The following is a 22,861-nucleotide window of genomic DNA, read 5'->3' on the forward strand; positions in this document are numbered from 1 at the left end:
GCTCCCCGTCCCGATCCGCCGTGGCGCAGACCTCCCGGTTCCGTTCACGGCGTGCCATCAGGATGGCACAGCCCGTGGCAGCCCCCGATGCTGTCATGATCTATCGCATGGCGGGCAAGAATCCCTCAGGACGAAGCACTTCCGGCCGACGCAACGCCGGGCGCGCGTCGGCGAGCGCTCCGAGTGGCGGCAGCGGCGCGAAGCGGGCCGCGCACCGGCCGTCTCGACGCGACGTCGTCGTCGAGGCGGCGATGCACCTGTACTCCATGCGGTCGATCGAGGACGTCACCGTCGCCGACATCGCCGCCGAGGCGCAGATGACCTCGGCGGCAGTGTATTACCACTATCCCTCCAAGGAGGAGGTACTCCTCGGTGGACTGCGGATCTTCGCCGAGCAGATGCTCACCCAACTGCGCACGGAGATCGACGCCGATCCCGACGCCTCGCTCGGCGACGTGATCGTCTCGGTTCTCGAGTGGACCGACGCCCACCGGGCGGCGTCGCTGGTCTACTTCGTGCGGTCGCCCGGATGGAGTCTGTCGATCGAGGCGCTGCGCCGGGAGGTGCGTCTGGAGATGCTCGCGATCTTCTCCGCCGAGTTGCGGGTGCGGGACCGCATCACGTCCAAGGCCAAGCAGGCCGCTGCGGCAACGGCACTGTCCAGCCTCCTCGAGGTGTCCGCGTCGTCGTGGCTCACCGAGGACGTCGTCCTCGCGAACCTGGGGCGCCGGCGCTTCTCCGACGAAGTGCGTGAGCTCGCCGCCGACATCGCCAGCGTGTGATGTGACACCCTCGAACCTATAGCTTCGACGTCTGATCGTTCACCTGAGCAGGCGGTTCGCGATAGTATCTTTATAGAGAACCTAGTTTATGGTTCACTGGAGCCGTGCCCAACCAGACTCGTGCGCGCTCGATCGATCTCGACAACCCGTTCGCGCCGCTGGCCGGACTGTGCGAACTCGTGCTCATCCGCCACGGCGAGCAGGCGCTGAGCAAGGAGCTCAGCGCAGCTGAGACCGTCGATCCGCCTCTGTCCGGCCTCGGGCAGCGACAGGTGCGCGCCGTGGCCGACCGGCTCGCCACCCACACCGTTGATGCCGTCTACAGTTCGCCGCTGCGCCGGGCCCTCGACACCGGCCGGGCCATCGCCGCCCATCACGGTCTGGAACCGATCGTCCGCGACACCCTGACCGAGTACGAGCCGTGGCAGTCCTTCCCTGCCGACGAATCGCCGTTCGAGACCCTTCCGCACGACGAGATATCCCGGATCTTCCGCGAACACATCAGGACCCGCAGCTACGAACCGTTCCCGTACGCGGAGGACCCGGTGGCCTTCCGTGCGCGAGTGCTCGGCGAGATCGGCCGGATCGTCGACGCGCACCTCGGCGAGCGCGTGGTGGTCACCTGCCACAGCGGGGTGATCAATGCCGTGCTCGCCGACGCGCTCGGAAGCGGTTTCGACATGCCGGTCCGCGTTCACCACACGTCGGTCAACGTGTTGCGCGGCGCGGACACCCGCCGTGCGGTGCAGTCCGTCAACGACTTCACACACGTGCTCGACTTCCAGACCTCCGTCGGCGCGATGAACCTCTAGTCCGACCCCGCCAGAACAACCAGCCCCGAACCGCCAGCACGACCGAAAGAAGAAGGACCAGACATGGATCTCGACCTCACCGGAAAGCGCGCCCTCATCAGCGGCGCGAGCAAGGGGATCGGCCTCGCCATCGCCAAGACCCTCCTCGCCGAGGGTGCATCGGTGGGCATCTGCGCCCGCGGCGAAGCCCAACTCAAGACCGTCGCCGACGAGCTGTCCGAGTCTGGCACGGTGTTCTGGAAGTCCGTCGATGTCGGCGACTCCGCGGCTGTGACGTCCTTCGTCGACGACGCGGCCGAGTCGCTCGGCGGGATCGACATCGTCATCGTGAACGCATCGGCCATGACCGGCAAGGGGCGCGAGGCCTGGGAGAACAGCTTCAACGTCGATCTGATGAGCCTGGTCGGCTTCATCGAGGCAGCCACACCGCACCTGGAGAAGAGCTCGGCCGCGTCGGTCGTCACGATCAGTACGACATCGGCCATCGAGGCCGGCCCGATCACCACCGCCAACAGCTATGGCGCGCTCAAAGCCGCCGTGTTGCAGCACTCCTCGGCGCAGGCACGTGTCCTGGGAGCCAAGGGGATTCGCGTCAACGCGGTGTCGCCCGGTCCGGTCTACTTCGAAGGCGGACCCTGGGACACCATCAAGGAGCAGCGCCCGCAACTCTATGACGCGGCGCTGTCGTCCGCCGCGCTGGGCAAGCTGGCCGCCGCCCAGGATGTCGCCAACGCGGTGACGTTCCTGGCGTCGCCCGCCGCCGGTCACATCACGGGCACCAACCTGGTCGTCGACGGCGGCTTCACCAACCGATTCGACTTCTGAGATGAGCGCGGACTCCACCGAGACCGACGTCGTCGTCCTCGGCGGCGGTTCGGGCGGGTACTCGTGTGCCCTGCGCGCCGCGCAGCTAGGCATGTCGGTCGTCCTGGTGGAGTCCGGCAAGCTCGGCGGTACCTGCCTGCACAACGGTTGTATCCCCACCAAGGCGCTGCTGCATGCCGCGGAGATCGTCGACTCCGTGCGCTCTGCAGCCGATTTCGGAATCAAGGCCTCGCTCGACGGTGTCGACATCACCGCGGTGCATGCGTACAAGCAGAAGGTCGTCGACGGTCTGTACCGCGGCCTCGAGGGACTGATCGCCTCGCGGGCGATCCGCGTGGTGCGGGGTCACGGCCGCGTCGTCGGGGACCGAACGGTCGCAGTCGATCTCGCGGACGGGGGGACCTCGCGACACCGGGGTGAGGCCCTTGTCCTTGCCACCGGATCGCAGTCGCGGATCCTGCCGGGCATCGACATCGGCGGTCCGATCATGACCAGCGACCGTGCGCTGGAGCTGGATTCGATCCCGAGGTCGGCGATCGTCCTGGGCGGCGGCGTGATCGGTTGCGAGTTCGCCAGTCTGTGGGCGTCGCTCGGCGTCGAGGTCACCATCGTGGAGGCGGCACCACGACTGGTCCCGACTGAGGACGAGTGGTCGTCGAAGCAGTTGACCCGAGCGTTCCGCAAGCGCGGCATCACGGTTCGGACCGCGGCCATGCTGTCCGCCGCGCGCGTGACCGATGCCGGGGTCACCGTCGATCTCGGCGACTCCGAGTCGCTGAACGCCGACATCCTGCTGGTGGCGGTAGGGCGTGGTCCGCGGACGTCCGGTCTCGGGCTCGAGGAGGCGGGCATCCGGCTCGACCGCGGGTTCGTCGAGGTCGACGATGCGCTGCAGACCACTGTGCCGGGCGTTTACGCGGTCGGCGACATCGTGCCGGGACCGCAGCTCGCCCATCGCGGGTTCGCGAACGGGATCTTCGTGGCGGAGCAACTGGCCGGCCTCGATTGTGTGCCGGTCGCCGACAGCGGGATTCCACGTGTCACCTACTCCCACCCCGAGGTTGCGTCGATCGGGTTGAACGAGGCCGAAGCCGTCGACCGGTACGGGGACGTCACCACCGCCGTCTACGACCTGGGTGGCAACGGCAAGAGCCGCATCCTCCAGACGTCGGGTGGGGTGAAGCTCGTCCGCGCCGGGTCCGACGGACCCGTCGTGGGAATCCATCTCGTCGGTGATCGGGTCGGTGAGCTCATCGGTGAGGCACAGCTGATCTACAACTGGGAGGCGACCGCCGACGACGTCGCGAACCTGGTGCACGCGCATCCGACCCAGGCCGAGGCGCTCGGCGAAGCCCACCTCGCGCTGGCGGGCAAACCCCTGCACGCACACGCCTGAGATCTCGAGGAGCGACATGTCCGGACCCGCCGGCCGCCTCGACGCGGTCGTCATCTGCGGTGGGCAATGGCACGACTTCGACTACGCGAGACTGCAGATCCTCACGCTGCTGGCCGATCACGAAATGGTGCGAACGCGAGTCTTCGACGACTACGCCGGTGCGATCCCGGCCATCGACGACGCGGATCTGCTGATCACCTACACGTGCAACCGGATTCCGGACGAGGCCGCGCAGCGGTCGCTCACCGAGTTCCTCGCGCGCGGCGGTCGATGGCTGGCGTTGCACGCCACCAACTCCGCTATCGAGCCGACGCCGCCCGGGTCGCCGAGCAAGTACGTCACGCCACGCACCATGGGTGTGTTGCCCCAGCTCGTCGGCAGTCAATTCCTCGGGCATCCACCGATCGCGCCGTACCGGGTCGAGATCAGCGACCCCGACCATCCGCTCGTCGTCGGTGTCGAGGCCTTCGATGCCGTCGACGAGCTCTACGTGAGCGAACTGTTCGAGCCGATCGAGGTTCTCGCGCACACCCGGTTTGTCGGCGAGTCAACGGGTTTCGCGGAGGGACACACCACCTCCGACGATCCGCTGCCGGTGCTCTATCTCAAGAGACATGACGCCGGAACCGTCTGCTACTTCACGCTCGGGCACTGCCGCGGCCGGTTCGATGTCCAAGACCTGGGTATCGACGATCTCGGACGGGTCGACCGGGGGAGCTGGGAGGTGCCGGAGTACCGGACCATCCTCGGCCGCTGCGTGGCGTGGGTGGTACGCGGGACGTTCTGAGGGCCAAACACTTACACCTCCTGAGGCGCGGCACCCCTCTGCTCCCTGAGGAGCGCCCGGAGCTTGCGGAGGGCGCGTCACGAAGGGTCCGGCGACCGAGGTGGTGAGACCCCTCGTGACGGTCGCAAGCTCACTCCTCAGCATCTGCGGCCTGGCGGCCGTCGTGGACCACGAAAGACGCTCGTGAGCGCCAAAACTCTATGCTCCCTGAGGTGCGAGCGAAGCGAGCCACGAAGGGCCTCGCAAGGGCCTCACCAGGCCCTTCGTGGCTCGTCGCTAGCGCTCCTCGCACCTCAGGGACCAAGGGGTGTATGGCTCTTTCGGATAAGGGAGCAACGATCTCGATCAGTACGACGCGGTACCACCGTCGACGCTGAGGATGGCACCGGTGATGCCGGCGCCCGCATCGGAGGCGAGCAGCATCGCCATTGCGGCGACCTCTTCGACGGTGTTGGGGCGCTTGATGGACGATTCCTGTGAGAACAGGTCGACCATCTCCTCGAAACTCATGCCCATCGCCGCGGCGGTCTGCGGGCCGTTGTTCTTGATGATGTCGGTGATCACGAGCCCCGGGCAGATCGCGTTGACCGTGATTCCCTGTGTACCCACCTCGCGCGCAATGGATTTCGTCATCCCGTTGATCGCGTGTTTGGCGGCGACGTAAGCGGTGAACACCGGCTTGCCCTGCTTGCCCTCGACCGAGGAGATGTTGATGATCCGTCCGTAGGAGTTGGGGATCATGTGCTGGAGGGCGCGCCGAGTCGCCCAGAAGTTCGAGTTCAGGTTCCAGTTCATCACGAGGTTCCACTCCTCGTCGGACAGCTGCGCGGTGGGCTGCAGATCGTTCGCACCGCCGGCGTTGTTCACCAGGACGTCGATGCGGCCGAAAGTCGCCACCGTCTGCTCGATGAAGTCCTCGACATCGGCCTGCACGGTCACGTCGCCCTGGAAGAACGCGGCCTGGTCGCCGACGCCGAGATCGGCCAGAGCTTTATCGCCCTTCTCCTTGGATCGGCCGTTGAGGGCGACCTTCGCGCCCTCCGCGAGGGCGGCCTCGGCGATCCCGCGGCCGATTCCCTGGGTCCCGCCGGTGACGGCAACTACTCTGTCCTGCAACTTCATCGAACGTCTCCTTGATTCCTGAACGAGAGACCGAGACGAGTTACTTGCCAACGCCTACAGTCTTGCAGGTAGAGCGTCACACATCACAGCCCACGTGTATACCCTGTGAAGAAACTATGGCCGCCTATCCCGAGCGGTCCCAGGAGAGACGAGAACGACATGTCCGAACAGCGCTGGTTGGTCGACACCGAACCGAGTGCCCGCCTACCCATCTACACGCGGCTCAACGCCAGCGATGTGCTGTCCGATCCGATCACACCACTGGGCGCCGACCTCGGGTGGATTCAGAACATCCTGCCCGGGTGGAACGCCGGCTACGCCTTCCACGGCAGCTACTCGCTGGTGGAGAAGCCGGACGTGGCGGCATCGTCGGGGATCTTCTACGGACACCTGTACATCAATCTGTCGATGTCGCGGCTCGTGGGTATACGTGGTGGCCTGTCGGTTGAGCTCGTCGACCAGCTGTTCTACGGTGGCGATCCGAACATCCCGGAGTACGTCGGGCATCCCGATGACGAGAATGCCGATGCCAGCGCCCGGTTGGCCGCTCGGAATGCCTGGATCATGTCGACCGAGACCTTCCCCGAACTCGACGAGGACCGTGAACTGGCCGACAAGTTGCGCACGGAACGCCCCGATCTGTCGAGTCTGACCCCGGTTGCACTCGTCGCACGCGCCCGGTCGGTCATGCCGCTCGAGCGCGCCGCATGGCGTGGTGAAGTGGCGGCGACCAACGGTGCGGCCGTCGGCCCGTCGGTGCTCGGTCAGCTTCTCGGGCCCGACAATCAAGACCTCGTCGTCACCCTCGTGGGTTCGGCGGGTGACGTCGATTCGGCACTGCCGTCGTTCGCGCTCTGGGAGTTGGGGCGGATGGTTCGCGCCGACGAGCGCCTGACCGCGGCGTTCGATCAGGGAATCGAGGGCCTCGCGGCTCGGGTGGCCGGGGTGGACCCGAAGTTCGACGCCTCGTTCGCCGACTTCCTCGCCGAGTTCGGCTACCGGGGGCCGAACGAATGGGACCTCGGTTCGACATCGTGGGAGACCAAGCCGGAACTGGTGCTCGGGCTCATCGACCGTCTGCGCCTGCAGGACGACTCCGCCTCACCGACCGCCCGCCTCGCCGAGCATGCGGGAGACACCGATGCCGCGCTCGAGCGGGCACGCGCGATCGTCGGCGACGACGCGGAGGCCCGGGCGACGCTCGACGCCGCGCTCGCCTCGGCACGTCGGTTCGCGGCCTGGCGTGAACGGGCGAAGACCAACTGCATCAAGGTCTTGCACGAGGCGCGGGTGCCCTTGGCCGAGCTCGGTCGACGGCTCCACGAACAGGGACACCTGGCTTCCGCCGACCACGTCTTCATGGCGGTCGACGAAGAGCTGGGTCTCCTGGCCAGTGAACCGTCCGCCCTCACCGACACCCTCGCCGAACGGCATCGCGCGTGGAAGGGCCTGTTCGGGCTGGACCTGCCGACCTTCCTCGACACCCGAGAGCCGCTGCCGCCACTGTCGAGTCTGCGTCGCAAGGACCAGGTCGAGGTGGACGGGGTGACCTCCGGCGAGGTCCTGCAGGGGTCCGGGGCATCGCCCGGTGTGGTTCGGGGACGCACCCGCACCATCACCTCGATGGAAGATCTGGACAGTTTCGAGGTGGACGAAGTGCTGGTGGCGCCCCAGACCGATCCGTCCTGGACGCCGCTGTTCATGGTGTCCTCCGCCGCCATCACCGACGTCGGCGCCATGGGGTCACATGCGATGATCGTCAGCCGCGAGCTCGGTATTCCCTGTGCTGCCGGCGTTCCCGCCGCGACCCGCCGTATTCCCGACGGCACGCTGGTCGAGGTCGACGGGTCGAAGGGCACCGTCACCATCCTCGAACTGCCGGCCGCGGCGGATAACTCATGACCAGCGGCGTGGCAACCACCACACGAACGGTATTTCTCCGAAAGCGACCCGACGACGGTGTGCCGAGACCGGAGAACTTCGAGGTCCGCGAGACCGAGGTCGGTCCCCTGCGGGGCGATCAGATCCTCGTCGAGAACCGCTACATGAGCGTCGATCCGTCCATGCGGGGGCGCCTCGGTACCTCGGAGTGATGAAGCTGCACACGACCCGATCGCCCACCGCGAGGGTGTCGACGCCGTCGCCGAGTTCCTCGACCACGCCGGAGACCTCGTGGCCGAGGACCGCGGGAGCGGGGAAGTTCACCTCGGACTTCAGTACGTGCAGGTCGGTGTGACAGACCCCGCACGCGGTGACCTTGAGCAGGATCTCGCCACGACGGGGCGTCGGGCGCGGGATCTCCTCGACGGTGAGTGTCGGTGTACTGCCCTCCCAGACAGCAGCTTTCATGATGCGTTCTCCTTCTGGGGCCGGGCGGCGCCCGACGAGTCGGGCACCGCGGAGCTGTCGTCGCGCACGAGTTGGATCAGCGGCGCCAGCCGCTCGGGCATGGTGGCCCAGTCCTCCGGCGACCGGATGTCGTCGGAGAAATTGCATTCGATGATGAAGTGTTCCGCACCGACCGCCTTCGCGGTGGCGATATCGGCGGCCACACCGTCGATGCCCTGTCCGCCGGATCCCACCGGGTCGGTGGGGCGCTGGAGGTAGGACCGCAGGAACAGCCGGACCGGGGCCCGTCCGGCGGGACGCTGCGCGGCCATCCCGTCGAGCTGGGCTTGCAGGGCCTCGGCTGTGCCGCTGCTGGGATTCCAGATGTCGAACAGTGCCGCGGTGCGGGCGAGACCGCGTTCCGACCGCAGCCCGGACAGCAGCGGCGGATGTGGTGTCTGGACCGGCTTCGGCCGCACGGTGGAGGTCGGGATGGTGAAGAACTCCCCGTCGAACTCGACGGGATCCGGTCCCCAGCACGCCTGGACGGCGCGGACGAGTTCGTCCATCCGGCGCCCGCGCGTCCGGGGGTCGACGTCCATGAGTCGATGTTCTTCGTCGGACCAGCCGACGCCCAGCCCGGCGACGAGACGTCCGCCGGAGAGCACGTCGAGAGTGGCCAGACGCTGTGCGAGCTCGACCGGACGGTGGTACCCGGCAACCAGGATGCTGCTCCCGATCAGCGCCCGCCGGGTGCACGACGCGACGAATGCCATGAGCTCGGTGGCCCCGAGCACCGAACGGTAGGCGGGGTGCACCGCCGTGGTGTGCCGGCCACCGTAGACCGACGCGTTCTGCTCGGAGTAGAAGAGGTGTTCCTGCGCCCACAGTCCGGTGAATCCGAGTTCCTCGGCGGCCACCGCGAAGTCGCGGACGGCCGCGGCATCGACGTGCTCGCCGAGCTGGGGGAGGGCGAGCCCGATCGTCGTGCCGCGGGCGCCGTCAGTCATCGCCATCAGAGGATCGTCACCGACCCGGTGTTGCCGTCGACCTCGATCATCGCGCCGTCCGGGATGCGGGCCGTCGCGTCCTGAACCGATACGGCGCATGGGATTCCGAGCTCACGACACACGATGGACGAGTGGGTGATCGTCGCGCCGACATTCACGACGACACCGCCCGCGAAGACGAACAACGGCGTCCAGGCGGGATCGGTCTGCGGTGCGACGAGGATGTCGCCTTCCTCCAGCTGCTCGGCCTCGTACGGGTCGTGCAGGATTCGCGCACGTCCCCGGGCGACGCCCGGGGCGCCGCCGACTCCGGAGAGGACGTCACCGGGCACCGCGGGGTCCACCCGCTGCCCGGTGCGCCGGGGCCACTGCGAGAGGGGGAGCGGTTCGAACAGGAAGAACGGCGGTTGCAGATCGAACAGGGCGAGATACTGCTCGCGTCGCTCCTTGATGGTGTCCGCGAACGACTCGGGTTCGGCGACAAAGCGATCGAGCTCGTCGTCGACGAGCATCGTGATGTCGTGATGGTCGTCCATGATCCCGCGTCCGACCATCCGGTGTCCGAGTTCGTAGAGGGCGGCCCGCATCTCGCCCATGATCTTCACGCACGCGGTCTTCGTGCGCTCCCGCCACGGCATGAACTTGGTGATCGACTTCGCCGCGTTGCGGAACGCGGTGGCCGACTCCACGTCGGGCATCTTCGCGGCGAGGTCCTCGGTGAGGGCGAGACGCTTGTCCTGATTGCGGCGCAGGATCGCTTCGGGATCGGCCTCCGGCGGGCTGTTGCGCATCCCGTTGATGGCCATCAGTGCCAGCACGGGTTTGGTCTCCCAGCTGTCCGATCGGATGTCCCATTCGTTCGGTGCGCGCGAGCCGTAGCGGTAGAGGAAGTCGTCGAACTCCTCTCGGAACCTCGCGGCGTCGGCGGAGTCACTCGCGGTGATCGCGTCGAGGGCGGAGGCGAGTCCGTCGTCGAAGATCCCGGTCAGTTCGGACGAACCGGCGACGAGGCGCCCGAGCTTCCACATCGCATACGACGGGGCGGCCGAGTCCACGCCGCCCAGTCCGCTGAGCAGATCGCCGAGTTTGTCTGCCTCGCCGATGGTTTCGAGGAGTTGACCGGCCACGGCCGGATCCATCGTCGACAGCGTCGTGGTGACCGGGTGATAGGCGTAGCAGTAGATGAGGTCGGGGAGCAGCGAGCGAGCGTGCTCGACGAGTTCGGCATCGCTCATCGCGGCGAGATCGGGACGCTGGTCGCGTGCCCGGTCGGCGCGGCGCTTGGCCTCCTCGGCTTCGGGGAACTCATCGGTCGTGAGAGCCCAGGCGGTCTTCTCGGCGAGACCGGCCGTCAGTTCGGCGTTCTCGTCGCCCGGCTTGGGTACGTACTCGGGGATGTCGGGGTGGTCGCCCACCCACAGGCTCTTCCACACCGGCACGGTCAGCCCCGGGAGCCGGGCGCCGTTGAGCTCGGTCATCGAGAAGTTCGTGTAGTGGTAGCCGCCGAAGTTGCCGATGATCTCGGGCATCACCTCGTCGATCTCCTCGGCAAGGTGAGTGCCGAGGTTGTCGACGTAGCCCTGGCGCCAGCCGATGTTGAGGCCTTTGTTCCAGACCATCGTGACGTTCAGCGGACTCGACGGGTCGGGCAGCACTTCGCCGGCGTTGGCGCGTGTGTACACCGGGTATCGGCTGCTGAACTCCCAGTCGGTGGTCCAGCGATCGATGTCGACCGCCCCCGCGGACTGCTCGTCACTCATGTGTTCCTCCTCACCGAGGTGACAGGCTGTATGTCAAGTCACACTATAGAAACTGGGACAGATGGAAACATGTACAGAGATATTTCTCAGCAGTTTGGAGGTAAAGCCTTTGCCGGTTGCGGCGCTAAGTAACTTTACTCGGAGTAGAGTAAACTGACGCCAGACCCAGAGATGTGGGTCACATCCTTCCCGCGCCGCCCGCTTCTCGCGTGGCTACTTCCGGCGCATCCGGTGACGAAAGGAAACCCATGTTCGAGAAGGTGCTGGTCGCGAACAGAGGCGAGATCGCGGTACGGGCTTTTCGTGCCGCGGTCGAGCTCGGCGCGAGCACGGTGGCCGTGTACCCCCACGAGGACCGCAACTCCGTTCATCGGGCCAAGGCGTTCGAAGCCTACGAGATCGGCGAACGCGGGCATCCGGTCCGCGCATACCTCTCGGTCGACGAGATGGTCCGCGTCGCGGCGACGTCCGGAGCCGATGCGGTGTACCCCGGGTACGGCTTCCTCTCCGAGAACGCCGAGTTGGCCCGCGCGTGTGCGACCCGACAGATCACCTTCATCGGCCCGTCCGCCGAGGTGCTCGAACTCGCCGGCGACAAGTCCCGGGCCGTGGCGGCCGCCGCCGAGGCCGGTCTCCCGGTGCTGACCTCGTCGACCCCGTCGAGTGATGTCGACGAGCTCGTGGCCGCGGCTGATGCGGTCGGTTTCCCCTTGTTCGTCAAGGCGGTCGCCGGTGGTGGCGGGCGCGGCATGCGTCGCGTCGATGAGCCGTCGCGGCTTCGCGGGGCGATCGAGGCGGCCTCGCGCGAGGCCACGACGGCCTTCGGTGACGGCACGGTCTTCCTGGTCGACGCCCGGCACATCGAGGTGCAGATCCTCGGGGACGCCACCGGCGAGGTCATCCATCTCTACGAACGCGACTGTTCGCTCCAGCGCCGCCACCAGAAGGTCGTCGAGGTGGCCCCCGCACCCGCGCTCGACCCGGCTGTCCGTGATCGGATCTGTTCGGATGCAGTGGCTTTCGCCAGGCACATCGGGTACACCTGCGCCGGGACCGTCGAGTTCCTGCTCGGTTCCGACGGTCGGCACGTGTTCATCGAGATGAACCCGCGCATCCAGGTGGAACACACGATCACCGAGGAGATCACCGACGTCGATCTCGTCGCCACCCAGATGCAGATCGCATCCGGTGCGACGCTGCGGGAGCTGGGACTGACCCAGGATTCGATCGAGATCCGCGGCGCGGCAGTGCAATGCCGCATCACGACCGAGGACGTGACCGACGGCTTCCGGCCCGACACCGGGCGGATCACCGCCTACCGCACGCCCGGTGGCTCGGGTGTCCGTCTGGACGGGAGCGTCGGACTGGGGTCCGAGATCGGCTCCCACTTCGACTCGATGCTCGTGAAGCTGACCTGTCGCGGCCGGGACCTGGAGACCGCGCGGGCGCGCGCACGCCGGGCGATCGCCGAGTTCCGGGTCCGGGGCGTCGCCACCAACATCCCGTTCCTGCAGGCGGTTCTCGCCGACGACGACTTCGGCGCGTGGCGGGTCACCACCTCGTTCATCGAATCCCGACCGGACCTGCTCGAGCAGCACGCCTCCGCCGACCGCGGTACCCGGATTCTGCGGTATCTCGCCGACGTCACCGTGAACCGACCGCACGGCGAGCGACCGTCCGCGGTGTACCCGGTCGACAAACTGCCGGCGATCGACCTCACGTCCCCACCGCCGCCGGGGTCGCGCGATCGACTCCGGGAGCTGGGGCCGGACGGTTTCGCCGCCGAGCTCCGTGCGTCGACGGCACTCGCGCTGACCGACACCACCTTCCGCGACGCGCATCAGTCGCTGCTCGCCACCCGCGTGCGCAGCCGCGACCTGGTGACCGTCGCACCGCACGTCGCGCGGATGACCCCACAGCTGTGGTCGGTCGAGGCGTGGGGTGGGGCGACCTACGACGTCGCACTGCGATTCCTCAAGGAGGATCCCTGGGATCGCCTGGCGGCCCTGCGCACGGCGATGCCCAACGTCTGCCTGCAGATGCTGTTGCGCGGCAAGAACACCGTCGGGTACACGCCGTACCCGGTGGAGGTGAACGACGCATTCGTCCGCGAGGCGGCGGCCACGGGCGTCGACGTGTTCCGGATCTTCGACGCGTTGAACAACATCGACGCGATGCGGCCGGCCATCGACGCGGTGCGGGAGACGGGGACCGCGGTGGCGGAGGTGGCCATGTCCTACACCGGCGACCTCTCTGATCCCGGCGAGACCCTGTACACCCTGGACTACTACCTGAAGCTGGCCGAACGGATCGTCGACGCGGGCGCACACGTCCTGGCGATCAAGGACATGGCGGGCCTGTTGCGCCCGGCCGCGGCGTCGACCCTGGTGCGCGCCTTGCGGTCGCGGTTCGACCTGCCCGTCCATCTGCACAGCCACGACACCGCCGGCGGGCAGCTGGCCACCTACCTCGCCGCCTGGGAGGCCGGGGTGGACGCGGTGGATGGGGCGAGCGCACCGCTGGCCGGCACGACGAGTCAGCCACCGTTGTCGGCGATCGTCGTCGCGACGGCGAACACCGACCGCGACACCGGGATCGACCTCGCGGCCTGCTGCGCTCTCGAGCCATATTGGGAGGCGGTCCGGGCGGCGTACTCGCCGTTCGACACGGGCTTGCCGGCACCCACCGGCCGGGTCTATGCCCACGAGATCCCCGGCGGCCAGCTGTCCAACCTGCGGCAGCAGGCCCTGGCATTGGGGCTGGCGGACCGGTTCGAGGACATCGAGGCGGCCTACGCGGGCGCCGACACCGTGCTCGGGCGACTGATCAAGGTGACACCGTCGTCGAAGGTCGTCGGCGATCTCGCGCTGGCACTCGTCGGCGCCGGCGCGAGCGCCGCCGAGTTCGCGGACGATCCGACGGCCTACGACATCCCGGACTCGGTGGTGGATTTCCTGCGGGGCGATCTGGGCGAGCCCGCGGGCGGGTGGCCGGAGCCGCTCCGCACGCGCGCCCTCGAGGGCCGCACCGACCCTCGCCCGGTGACCGCCCTGACCGAGAGCGACCTCGCGGCGCTCGCCGGTACGTCGGCGGAGCGTCGTGATGCGCTCAACCGGTTGCTGTTCCCCGGACCGAATCGTGAGTTCCGCGAGCACCGCGAGACCTATGGCGACACGTCTCGGCTGTCCACCAACCAGTTCTTCTACGGCCTGCGCCAGGACGAGGAACATCGCGTGGAGCTGGAGAAGGGCGTCGAACTGCTCATCGGGCTCGAGGCGATCTCCGACCCGGACGAGTCCGGGATGCGCAACGTGCTCTGCATCCTCAACGGGCAACTGCGGCCGGTTCGGGTGCGCGACCGCTCGGTCGAGTCGACGACACGCACCGCGGAGAAGGCCGACCCCGCCCTCCCGGGGCAACTCGCCGCACCCTTCGCCGGTGTGGTGACGCTGTCGGTGAAGGAGGGCGACGAACTCCGCCGGGGTGAACCGATCGGCACGATCGAGGCGATGAAGATGGAGGCCTCGATCTCCGCGCCGGTCACCGGGATCGTGCAGCGTGTCGCGGTGTCGGGATCGACCGAGGTCGACGGCGGGGATCTCCTGCTGACCATCGCGACGGACTGACGCGGTGCGTCGGGTCCGCGTCCCGATGGCGCGGACCCGACGTCGTCACTTGCGTGCGAGGTCGGCGACCTGGGTCTCCACCGCGGTCTTGGAGTCGGGGTGTTCGGACAGTCGCACGGTGAAGGACTGCTCGAGCTCGTAACCGCGACGGATGTCGAGATCTTCGCAGCCGTTCAGGGATTGTTTGGCGAGCACGATGGCGTGCCTGCTCTTCTCCGCGATGGAGCGCGCGCGGGCGGTCGCGATCTCCAGGAGATCGTCGTGGGCGACGACCTCGAGCGGTGCTCCCCACCGCTCCAGGGTCGACGCGTCGACCGGTTCGGCGGTGAGGAACATGCGGCGCATCGCCTGCTGGGGCAACATGCGGGCGGTGAAGCGACCACCGCCGAGGACCCCGACGTTCATCTCGGGCAGTCCGAAGGTGGCGCGTTCGGACGCGACCACGAGGTCGGAGAGCGCGACGAGTCCGAACCCGCTTCCCAGGGCCGGGCCGTTCACCGCGGACACCACGGGGAGGTGACACTCGCGCACGCTGAACAGCGCCCGCCGGGCCCGCCGCATCGCGATGTCGCCGCTGACAGTGGACATCGTCCGGAACTCGTTGATGTCGTTGCCCGCGCTGAAGATGCGGCCCTGACCGGTCAGCACGATCACGCGCACGTCCTGGTCGTCGGACAGCGCGTCGAACGTCGCCGCGATGTCCTCGTACATCTGCCCGTCGATGGCGTTGACCTTGCCCCGCGAGAGCTCGACGAGTGCGATACCGGGCTGGTGCACGGTGACGGAGAGGTTCCCGGAGGCCGGGGAGGTGGTCTGCATGGGTGCCTATCTGTCGTGGACTGCGCCGACGGGCGGTCGGGGCCCCGGCGCGAACGAACGGAACGGGACTCACGGTAATCGAGCGAGCAAAATATGTACACAGTTACGACGACGGGTCGTCTCGCCACCGCACCGATCGTTCGAGGGCGACCGTTGCCGCCCCGATCCGAACTAGAGAGCAGGTGCGGGCGGGTAAGGTGTCGGCACCGACCGATCAGCCGAGACACGGGAGCCGCATGACCGTCGCCGACGAGCCCGCCACCCGGCAGCCGCGCGGGCAGAAGATGTCCGCGCGGGTGGCCAACATGGTGGCCGATCAGATCCTCAGCGGTGGCATCGTCGAGGGTCAGCGCCTGCCGACCGAGAAGGAGATGGTCAGCGAGTTCGGCGTGGCACGCACGACGGTGCGTGAGGCACTGCGGCTCCTCGAGAGCCGAGACCTCGTGACGATCAAGGCGGGAATCGGCGGCGGGCCCATAGCCAAACGGCCCGAACTCGATTCGCTCGGCAACATCATGAAGCTGTTCCTCCAGATCAACGGCGCGAACATCAGTGATGTCATCGACGTCCGGTTGATGCTCGAACCGATGGTCGCGCGGGCCGCGGCGCAGAACGTCACCGACGAGCAGATCGAGTCGATGCAGCGGGCACTGGACCGGATGCGCGACCATCCCGAGGACCACGCCAACTTCCAGGAGAACAACGCCGCATTCCAGCGCGGGGTGTACGAGGCGGCGGGCAATCCCGCACTGCGGGTGGTCATGGAGACGCTGTGGCTGCTCGTTCGCGACGCCGAACCCGTCGAGCATCCCATCGCGACGCGGCTCGCGGCCTTCGAACTCCAGCAGGACATCCTCGACGCCATGCGCGCTCGCGATGTCGAGGCCACCGCGGCCGCGATGGACGTCTTCAACCAGGAGTCCGCCCGGTACTACCGCCGCCGGCTCCGCGACATCATCTCGCGACCTGTGCGCTGGCAGATCTGAGCGTAGGCCGCACGACTACCGTTCGAGATGCTCCAGAGCCCACGCCCAGTCGATGCGTTCTTGCTCGAGCCGAACCCGCTCACCGAGCGAGTCGTCCGCGAGGTCGGCGTACAGGTCGTGTTCTGCGGGTGAGAGGTGGCGGAGTGCGGCTGTGGTGGGGCTCGGCTCGGTAACCCATCGATCGCGATGCGCGAACAATGTTTCGCGATCCATCAAGATCGATTCGGTCTGCGGAAGCCAGGCACGTAGCCGGTCGAGAATCGCGAAGCCGTGTGTGTCGAGGTCACCCCAGTACCGAACAGGCACGTCGGTCAGCCAGGGAAGGCGCCCGATTCTGTCGATCTCGAATCCCTTGCCCCAGAACACGGCTCCGTGGGCTGGAACATCGACGCTGAGATAGGTGATCTCGTTCTCGATGACCAGGACGCGCGAGGGACGCAAGTCGATCCGGGTGAGCTCGTCAGCTCGGAGGCTCACCTCCGAAACGTGCTCGAGAAGTCCCAGCGACGGTGACGGTCGCAGTCTCACGAACTCTGGTTTCGTCTGCAAACCCAGCCCGGTCACGAAACCGGACGCCGTCGACGACACTCCGAGTATCGACGCCAAGACTCCCCGGTGCCTTTCGGTGAACTTGGTGTCGACCCCAGGTGCGCTGATCTCACGCAGGAAGCGTCGGGAGTCCCGATGCGTGTCGAGCCATCGGTGCGCGTCGATCAGTCGAGGAAACTCCGATGCCAGATCTATTGCGCGAAACGGGTTCTGGAACAGCCACGCGTGGACCGCGGGATCGTCGGCGGCGAGCTCGAGCAACCTCTCGAACTGCTGTACCGCTGCCTTCACGTTCAGAAGTGCCCACGCCTGCTCATAGGTGGAGATGATCGCCCGTCGTGGAAGCGTGTTACGCCCGACGTGCCGGCCGCCGATTGTTTGCCAGACCAGGGAGTACCTGGTGTCGCCACGACGTCCGCCGTCCAACGCCGTGACCCAGTCGCGAGCGGCGCCGAGATCTGCTCCTATCTGCGACGCGGTGGGCCCGCGCAGCGGAATCTCGATGGGCTCGAATGGTTCTCGGTTCGCAAACGTCCGGAGCAGCGTCCCGTCGTCCCAGCGGCGTCTGGCTTTGACGGCGATGTCGGCCGGGGTGGTCCAACGATCGGTCACCGCAGACGCCCGTCACGGCGTGACCGGTATTCCTCAATCGTCATCGTCTGCAGGCGTGAAAAAGTGCCCGTCGGATTGTCGACGAATCCGATCGCCTTCACGTAGGGCTCGATGACGTGCACCTTCTGCAAAGGGGTGACGATCAGGAGCTGCAGACCCAATTTGGCGAACAGGTCCAGCGCATAACGGGTCGACAGGTCAGAGCCGCGCCCGAATGCCTCATCGATGACGGCGAACCGGAAGTCGCGCGACTTCTTCACACCCCACTCGAGTCCGAACTGGTAGGCAAGGGACGCGGCCAGGATCGTATAGGCGAGCTTTTCTTTTTGCCCACCTGACTTGCCGTCGGAATCGCTGTAGTGTTCCCACTCCACGTCCGTCTCGACATCGCGTTCGGATGCGGAGAACACGAACCAGTTGCGCACATCGGTGACACGCCGCGTCCAATTCTTGTCGAGGTCGGCGTGATTGTCCCGTCCGCGGAAACGCTCGATGATGCGTTTGACGTCGAGGAAACGCTGCTCCGAATACTGATCGCCGTCTACTGCGAGACTGTCGCTCGTCAGATTCCGCAGGTCGGAGCGGAACTGTGCCACATCCTGATTCGTGGTTGACTCGCGCTCCAACCGGATATACCGACCGGGGTTGTAGGGCACGGCGCCCAGCGCTTCGTTGATCCGTCGCACGCGTTCGTCGATGGATGCGGCCTGCCGGTTGAGCCAGTTGTTGAAGCCGGCGAGTTCTTGAATGGCGTTCTTGTTCAGCTGTTCTTTGAACTCGAGCTCGAAGCGCGGCAGATCGTCGGTCGCGACCCGTTCGCGGAGGGCGACGAAATCCGCCCTGGCATCGACGTCGGCATCCATGTCCGATCGCAGGTCCGGCCACCGGCGGAGAACCTCGGTCATGTGCTGCGTTAGGCGCTGTCCGAAGCCGCCGAGCTCGCGGGTGAGGCGCTCGATCCGTTGATGAAGCGTCGCGGTCAGTGTCGTTTGAGCTGTGGTGCAGTCTGCTGCCCTTGCCGGAACACCGCCGTCCAGCCGACGTTCCAGAGCGTCGTAGCATGCTCGTGCGGCGTCGAGTTCAGCCTCCGGGTGGTCCGCGACGAACTCGTCGTCGCTCTTCTTGTCCTGCTCGGCCCGATGACTCGCGGCGGCGGTGGTTGCGAGCTTGCCGGTGAGGTCGTCGATCGCGGCAGCCGTGGAATCCGCGAGCGCGGCGTTCTGCTCCAGCGCCGTGGTGATCTCGCGAAGGCGTGAGGACCCCGATTCGAGCCGGGCGCGCTCGGCCTCGTGGGTGGCGACGCGTCGTTGTGCTTCCTCGATGTCGAGCTCGGCCCAGGAATGGAATCCTTCCAGCCGCGCCAGGGACTCGCTGCGATTCTGGGTGGCGTCGCGTTCCTCCGACAGCGCCACCACCTCCGCCGAAGCAGCCACGCGCTCGCGGTCGGACTCGTCGAGATCCTCTCGTAGGACCGCGATCTTGCGCTCATTGGCCCATCCGAGCACCCATCGGCGTGGGTCGTCGACCCGGTGTCGGTCGTCCTTCTCGTGACGGCCACCGGACCGCACCTGACCTTCGCGGGTGACGGCGCGCTTGGCAGCGCGGAACTCCTCGATGGTGGCGGCCCGCTGATGTTCGGCGCGCCGGAGGAGTTCGTCGCGCAGATAGCCCTCGAACGGCCCGCTCTTGATCTCGAGGCAGTCAGCGAGAATCGGTAGATCAGAGCCATTTCTCTGCAGGGGAACTCGACGGATCGGCACTCGTTCGTACACGAGCCGGGCACCGACAGTCCGGCCGCCGTGATTGTGGAACGTGAGTCGGCGGGAGTTGACCCAGTTCGTCACGGCATCGTAGTGCTGCTGCGGTACCAGTAGCGACAGTGCGAAGCCACGCAAGACACGTTCGGCAGCGCCACGCCACTCGCTGTGTTCTTCGACGACGTCGATCAGTTCACCCGCGTAGGGCAGGTCGGCAGGTGTCAGGCCGGTGTCGGTGGCCAGCTGTTCGCGTATCTGGACCTGGTCGGGTGGCAGGTTGCTGGTGCGTTTCTGCAGATCGTCGAGCTCGGTCCGGATGGTCTCCTGACGTCGGGCCGCTTCTTTCTCTCGGCCGATGGCGTCGGCGCTCGCAGCATCGAGCGATCTCTTCGCCTCGACGAGTAGTGGTCTCGCGGGTGATGAAGCCGTGAAGATCAGTGAACTGCTCAACCGTTGTGACGGGGGCGAAGCCTGCAGCCGTGACGGTGGCGTCGAAGAGGGATCGTCCGTGACGGCGCTTCTCCACGTCGTCACGGGCAACGGCGGCGAGTCGCTCGAGTTCGCCGACTCGATCGCCGCCGGCTCTTGCCCGCTCCTCGATCAGAGACTCGCGTTCGCGGGCCAACTCGCGTAGCCGTCCTCTGGCCGCATCCTGGTTGCGGAGGAGCTGCTCGCCCTGGCTCGTATAGGTGGCGATGTCGTCTGCCAGCAGGCGCGAGCGATTCTCGGCTATGAACAGGCGTATGGCCGCACGCTGTACGTCGAGAGCCTCGCGCTCGGCAAGTGCGGCATCGTACTCCTCTGTGGCGACCACGATGGGATCCAGCGCCTCGAGCAGTTCGCGGGCGCGTTTGACCGCGTCGTACGACTTCGTGAGATTGTCGAAATGGTCGATGATGTCGCGGACACGTTCGCCGGCGTCGCTCGGCTCGAGCATGTGGTTGCGCACGAAATCGTTCAGATTGCCCACGGACTTCATCGACACGGTCTGATGTAGTAGCTCCAACGCCTGCTCTGATCGGATGCCTAGCAATCGGCGCAGCGAAGTGGAGTACTTCGGGAACTCGTCGACCACCTCGGCCCCGCCGGACCGTAGGCGTTTACGAAGGTCGCGCAAATCGGAACCGAAATCGGCGAAGTCCGTCGTGATGGCGAGTTGTTTGGTTGCGGTGACGTAGAACCGGTAGGGCTGTCCGGCGGTGTCGCGCTGCTGGAAAACCTGCGCCAGGGTGACCGTCTCGTCATATCCCCGATTGCTGAAGACGCCCAGGATGACCGAGTATGTATTGCGCTCCTGCCGAAGGCCTTTGGCGCGAGAGCGGCCGGTTGCTTCCTGTCGTTCGGACTTGTAGTGGCCTTCGACCTAGGAGCGAAGCGTGCGTTCCTTGGCCTCAGCTCCCGCGGCCCTGTTGTAAGCGATCCTGTGTGCGGGCATCAGCAGTGTGGTCACCGCATCCACCAGCGTCGACTTGCCCGACCCGATGTCGCCGGTGAGTAGTGCGGTGTCTGTGTCGGGGGTGAGCCGCCACACCTGTCGGTCGAAGGTGCCCCAGTTCAACACCTCGACGGCTGCAATCGGAACCCGGCGCCTCCGGCACCCCCGAGTTCGACCGCTGAGAACAGACCGTCAGTCATCGGGGCCCGCGGTTCCTGCGTATTGGCGCAGTTTGCCCGCGAAATCCGACAGTGTTTGCGCATCCACGTACGCCTTGATGATGCGACGCACCTCCCACTGGTCGGTCTGCCCACGTAACTGGCGCAGGAAGCCCAGTTCGACGGCCTTCTTGATGGTGTTATCGGCCTGTTCGACCAGGCGCGCCTCATTCGTCGATTCGGCTTGGAAGAGTTGTAGCATCTCCACGATCTGATCCGTTGACAGGACGAGTCGTCCTTCACCGCCGGTGATCTCGAACTCCAGCAGGCGTTTGCGTAGCAGCACGAGCAGCAGGCTCACGTTGTAGGTCAGCGCCCGCCTGCGGACCAACCGCGGAAGTGGCTCTTCGCCTTCCTCTTCCGGGTGCGAGCGCAGATAGGCGTAGCCCTCGGACTCGTCGACGATGACATCGACGCCGATCGTGGTGAAGTGATCGCGTACGCCGGCTCCCGAGCGTTCGAGTGTGGCCCAGATGTCCTCGTCCGATTCGCGGTACACCACGCCCCGCATCAATCGGATTATGGCACTCGAAATTGCGTGGTCGTCGGTCATCGTCGCCTCACAGTGACACTCGGCAGCCGGGCACGTTTGACCGTGCTCGGGTCACTCGGGTCGGCGTACTCGAGCAGGGTCTCGTCGGTGTCGTCGATGTCGACGCTGACATCGTCATCGTCGAGGGCGAGGTAACCGACGATCTCGGCCGCACCCTGTTCTATCGGAGTTCTATCGGATACATGGTGACCACATCGGATAGCAGTGCCGACGATCTCTCCGGGAGGATGCTGCGGATGTTGGCTGCCAGGCGGGCTTGGTCGACGAACGTCTGGGCGAACAACAGGTCTGCGTCCAGGTTCTCGGTCGCGTCCTCGACCCGACTCTCGACGGTCGCAGAGGCGGGTTGTTGATAGAGTGGCCTGTCGAACGGCAGCGCGATCTCGATACCGGTCTGATCCACAGTGAGCCCGAAATCTGGTGTCCTGCCACGAATCTCGAGGGCGCTAGCCTCTACGGACCGGACCAGGTCGAGTACGCGGCGATTCTCCAGCCAGACCTGATCGTCGAGGAATCGGCGTAGCTGTTCAGAGATCTGTCGGACCATGCGCTGGGTTCGGTCGGCAGCCTCGGACCAGTCGTGATGGATGCTGCGGATGCGCTCGTCGACGTCGATCATCTCCAGCGACGACACCTTCGCAAGCAAGTCTGCCAGTTCCGTCTGGCGCGAATCGGACAGCAAGAATTCGTAGAACGACCCGAAGCTACGACCTTGATCGGACGAGGCGATCTCGGATCGGCTGCCCACCAGGTCGGCGAGGAGTTCGCCCTTGGGCCCGGTCCAGGACGCGATCTTCTCGCGGGCCGAGCGATCAAGAAGGCGGAAGTTGTCTTCTACCTCTCGGAAGTCGGCGAGCAGTTCACGTGCGGTCGACGCCACCTGCTGATAGCGGTCTCGAACCCCGGTCTGATCCAGATACGTCAGTTCGCCGCACTCGGCCGCGGCGATTTCTGCATCGATCTCGGCGCGACGCCGCCGCAGCTCTGCCAGTCGAACCTCGGGGTCTACCTCGGTGCCGTCCACGATCTGCCGAAGAAGCTCGACGACGGTGTGCAGTCGCGACTCGGTACCGACGAACGCTCTGCCCTGTAGAGAGACGATCCAGGCGTACGCCTTCTCGAAAGCCGGCGTCACCTCGTAATAGATCTCGTCGTCGCCGGAGGGGTAGAAGCGTCGTAGGAACCCAGCCTCGGTGCCGGCCCAATCCTCGAGGTAGGCGCGGGGTTCTTTGGGAAATCGAACCGAACCGTCGTTGGTGGGTAGCGAGGTGTTCAGGTCGTAGAGCAGATCATCCAGAGCGGTGGCCAGTTCTCCAGCTGAACTCGCACCACGGTTGCCCTCGACGAAGAATGTCCCGAGAAACGTCAGGATGAGCGGGGAGTGGTGGGCGCGCAGGAGCCGCCACGCGGGATGGCGTTCCCACAGAGTGGTGAACGCATCAAAGTCCATGAGTTCCACTCTAGGGGAGGGGACTGACACCGAG

Annotated in this window: 15 protein-coding genes and 3 pseudogenes; 9 read left to right on the forward strand and 9 right to left on the reverse strand. The window is 66.4% G+C overall.

Features of this window, described 5'->3' with window-relative positions; genetic code table 11:
* Positions 1-74 precede the first annotated feature (74 nt).
* The 5 genes from JW364_RS18605 (at position 75) to JW364_RS18625 (ending at position 4,602) form a co-directional block, all read left to right on the forward strand.
* A complete protein-coding gene (locus tag JW364_RS18605; RefSeq protein ID WP_307814809.1) occupies positions 75-782 on the forward strand; it encodes a TetR/AcrR family transcriptional regulator in 708 nt (235 codons plus the stop codon).
* 104 nt (positions 783-886) lie between these two features.
* Entirely contained in the window at positions 887-1,594 is a 708-nt protein-coding gene (locus tag JW364_RS18610; protein WP_205333994.1) for a histidine phosphatase family protein, read from the forward strand.
* 63 nt (positions 1,595-1,657) lie between these two features.
* A complete protein-coding gene (locus tag JW364_RS18615; RefSeq protein WP_058252853.1) occupies positions 1,658-2,419 on the forward strand; it encodes an SDR family NAD(P)-dependent oxidoreductase in 762 nt (253 codons plus the stop codon).
* Between the two features lies 1 nt (position 2,420).
* Positions 2,421-3,815 carry a dihydrolipoyl dehydrogenase gene (gene lpdA, locus JW364_RS18620; protein WP_205333993.1) on the forward strand — a complete coding sequence of 465 codons (1,395 nt, stop codon included), beginning with the start codon at positions 2,421-2,423 and terminating at the stop codon, positions 3,813-3,815.
* A 16-nt stretch (positions 3,816-3,831) separates the two neighbouring features.
* Positions 3,832-4,602 carry a ThuA domain-containing protein gene (locus tag JW364_RS18625; RefSeq protein WP_205333992.1) on the forward strand — a complete coding sequence of 257 codons (771 nt, stop codon included), beginning with the start codon at positions 3,832-3,834 and terminating at the stop codon, positions 4,600-4,602.
* Between the two features lie 345 nt (positions 4,603-4,947).
* Here JW364_RS18625 and JW364_RS18630 read toward each other — a convergent pair whose 3' ends face one another.
* Positions 4,948-5,724: an SDR family NAD(P)-dependent oxidoreductase gene (locus tag JW364_RS18630; protein ID WP_065629477.1), complete on the reverse strand. Its 777-nt coding sequence runs from the start codon at positions 5,722-5,724 to the stop codon at positions 4,948-4,950.
* Positions 5,725-5,883: 159 nt separating this feature from the next.
* Here JW364_RS18630 and JW364_RS18635 point away from each other — a divergent pair, with 159 nt between their 5' ends.
* Positions 5,884-7,626 carry a PEP-utilizing enzyme gene (locus JW364_RS18635; RefSeq protein WP_065629476.1) on the forward strand — a complete coding sequence of 581 codons (1,743 nt, stop codon included), beginning with the start codon at positions 5,884-5,886 and terminating at the stop codon, positions 7,624-7,626.
* Complete coding sequence (locus JW364_RS18640) at positions 7,623-7,817, forward strand: hypothetical protein (protein ID WP_065629475.1); 195 nt, start codon at positions 7,623-7,625, stop codon at positions 7,815-7,817. The genes JW364_RS18635 and JW364_RS18640 overlap by 4 nt, the downstream gene beginning before the upstream one ends.
* On the opposite strand, the pseudogene JW364_RS18645 reads toward JW364_RS18640, so the two are convergent.
* From JW364_RS18645 to JW364_RS18655, 3 genes and pseudogenes are all read right to left on the reverse strand, one after another.
* Positions 7,810-8,073, reverse strand: a pseudogene (locus JW364_RS18645) (alcohol dehydrogenase catalytic domain-containing protein); the annotation flags it as partial. The gene JW364_RS18640 and the pseudogene JW364_RS18645 overlap by 8 nt on opposite strands.
* Positions 8,070-9,068 (reverse strand): TIGR03619 family F420-dependent LLM class oxidoreductase, encoded by a 999-nt coding sequence (locus JW364_RS18650; RefSeq protein WP_223259033.1) that lies wholly within the window; start codon positions 9,066-9,068, stop codon positions 8,070-8,072. The gene JW364_RS18650 and the pseudogene JW364_RS18645, both read right to left, overlap by 4 nt.
* On the reverse strand, positions 9,068-10,822 hold the full coding sequence (locus tag JW364_RS18655; RefSeq protein ID WP_205333991.1) for a PEP-utilizing enzyme: 1,755 nt from the start codon (positions 10,820-10,822) through the stop codon (positions 9,068-9,070). Before JW364_RS18655 ends, JW364_RS18650 begins: the two co-directional genes overlap by 1 nt.
* Before the next feature lie 248 nt (positions 10,823-11,070).
* Between JW364_RS18655 and JW364_RS18660 the strand changes: the two genes are divergently transcribed.
* Complete coding sequence (locus tag JW364_RS18660; protein WP_205333990.1) at positions 11,071-14,448, forward strand: pyruvate carboxylase; 3,378 nt, start codon at positions 11,071-11,073, stop codon at positions 14,446-14,448.
* A gap of 45 nt (positions 14,449-14,493) precedes the next feature.
* Here the strand turns inward: JW364_RS18660 and JW364_RS18665 are convergent, their stop codons facing one another.
* The gene (locus JW364_RS18665) at positions 14,494-15,267 is read right to left on the reverse strand and encodes an enoyl-CoA hydratase-related protein (RefSeq protein WP_205333989.1); all 774 of its coding nucleotides are present in this window, start codon (positions 15,265-15,267) and stop codon (positions 14,494-14,496) included.
* Positions 15,268-15,503: 236 nt separating this feature from the next.
* On the opposite strand from JW364_RS18665, the gene JW364_RS18670 reads away from it, so the two are divergent.
* Positions 15,504-16,253 carry a FadR/GntR family transcriptional regulator gene (locus JW364_RS18670; RefSeq protein ID WP_068972150.1) on the forward strand — a complete coding sequence of 250 codons (750 nt, stop codon included), beginning with the start codon at positions 15,504-15,506 and terminating at the stop codon, positions 16,251-16,253.
* 15 nt (positions 16,254-16,268) lie between these two features.
* On the opposite strand, the gene JW364_RS18675 is transcribed toward JW364_RS18670, so the two are convergent.
* The 4 genes and pseudogenes from JW364_RS18675 to JW364_RS18690 all read right to left on the reverse strand — a co-directional run bounded on the left by JW364_RS18675 (position 16,269) and on the right by JW364_RS18690 (position 22,827).
* Positions 16,269-17,414 (reverse strand): Wadjet anti-phage system protein JetD domain-containing protein, encoded by a 1,146-nt coding sequence (locus tag JW364_RS18675; protein ID WP_205333988.1) that lies wholly within the window; start codon positions 17,412-17,414, stop codon positions 16,269-16,271.
* Positions 17,411-20,806 (reverse strand): annotated as a pseudogene (locus JW364_RS18680) (ATP-binding protein). The gene JW364_RS18675 and the pseudogene JW364_RS18680 overlap by 4 nt, the downstream one beginning before the upstream one ends.
* On the reverse strand, positions 20,799-21,377 hold the full coding sequence (locus JW364_RS18685) for a DUF4194 domain-containing protein (RefSeq protein WP_065629471.1): 579 nt from the start codon (positions 21,375-21,377) through the stop codon (positions 20,799-20,801). The pseudogene JW364_RS18680 and the gene JW364_RS18685 overlap by 8 nt, the downstream one beginning before the upstream one ends.
* A pseudogene (locus tag JW364_RS18690) lies at positions 21,374-22,827 on the reverse strand (DUF3375 domain-containing protein). Before JW364_RS18690 ends, JW364_RS18685 begins: the two are co-directional and overlap by 4 nt.
* Positions 22,828-22,861: the final 34 nt, after the last annotated feature.

The sequence above is a fragment of the Gordonia sp. BP-119 genome, assembly GCF_016924115.1.
GTDB classification, from domain to species: Bacteria; Actinomycetota; Actinomycetes; order Mycobacteriales; family Mycobacteriaceae; genus Gordonia; species Gordonia hongkongensis.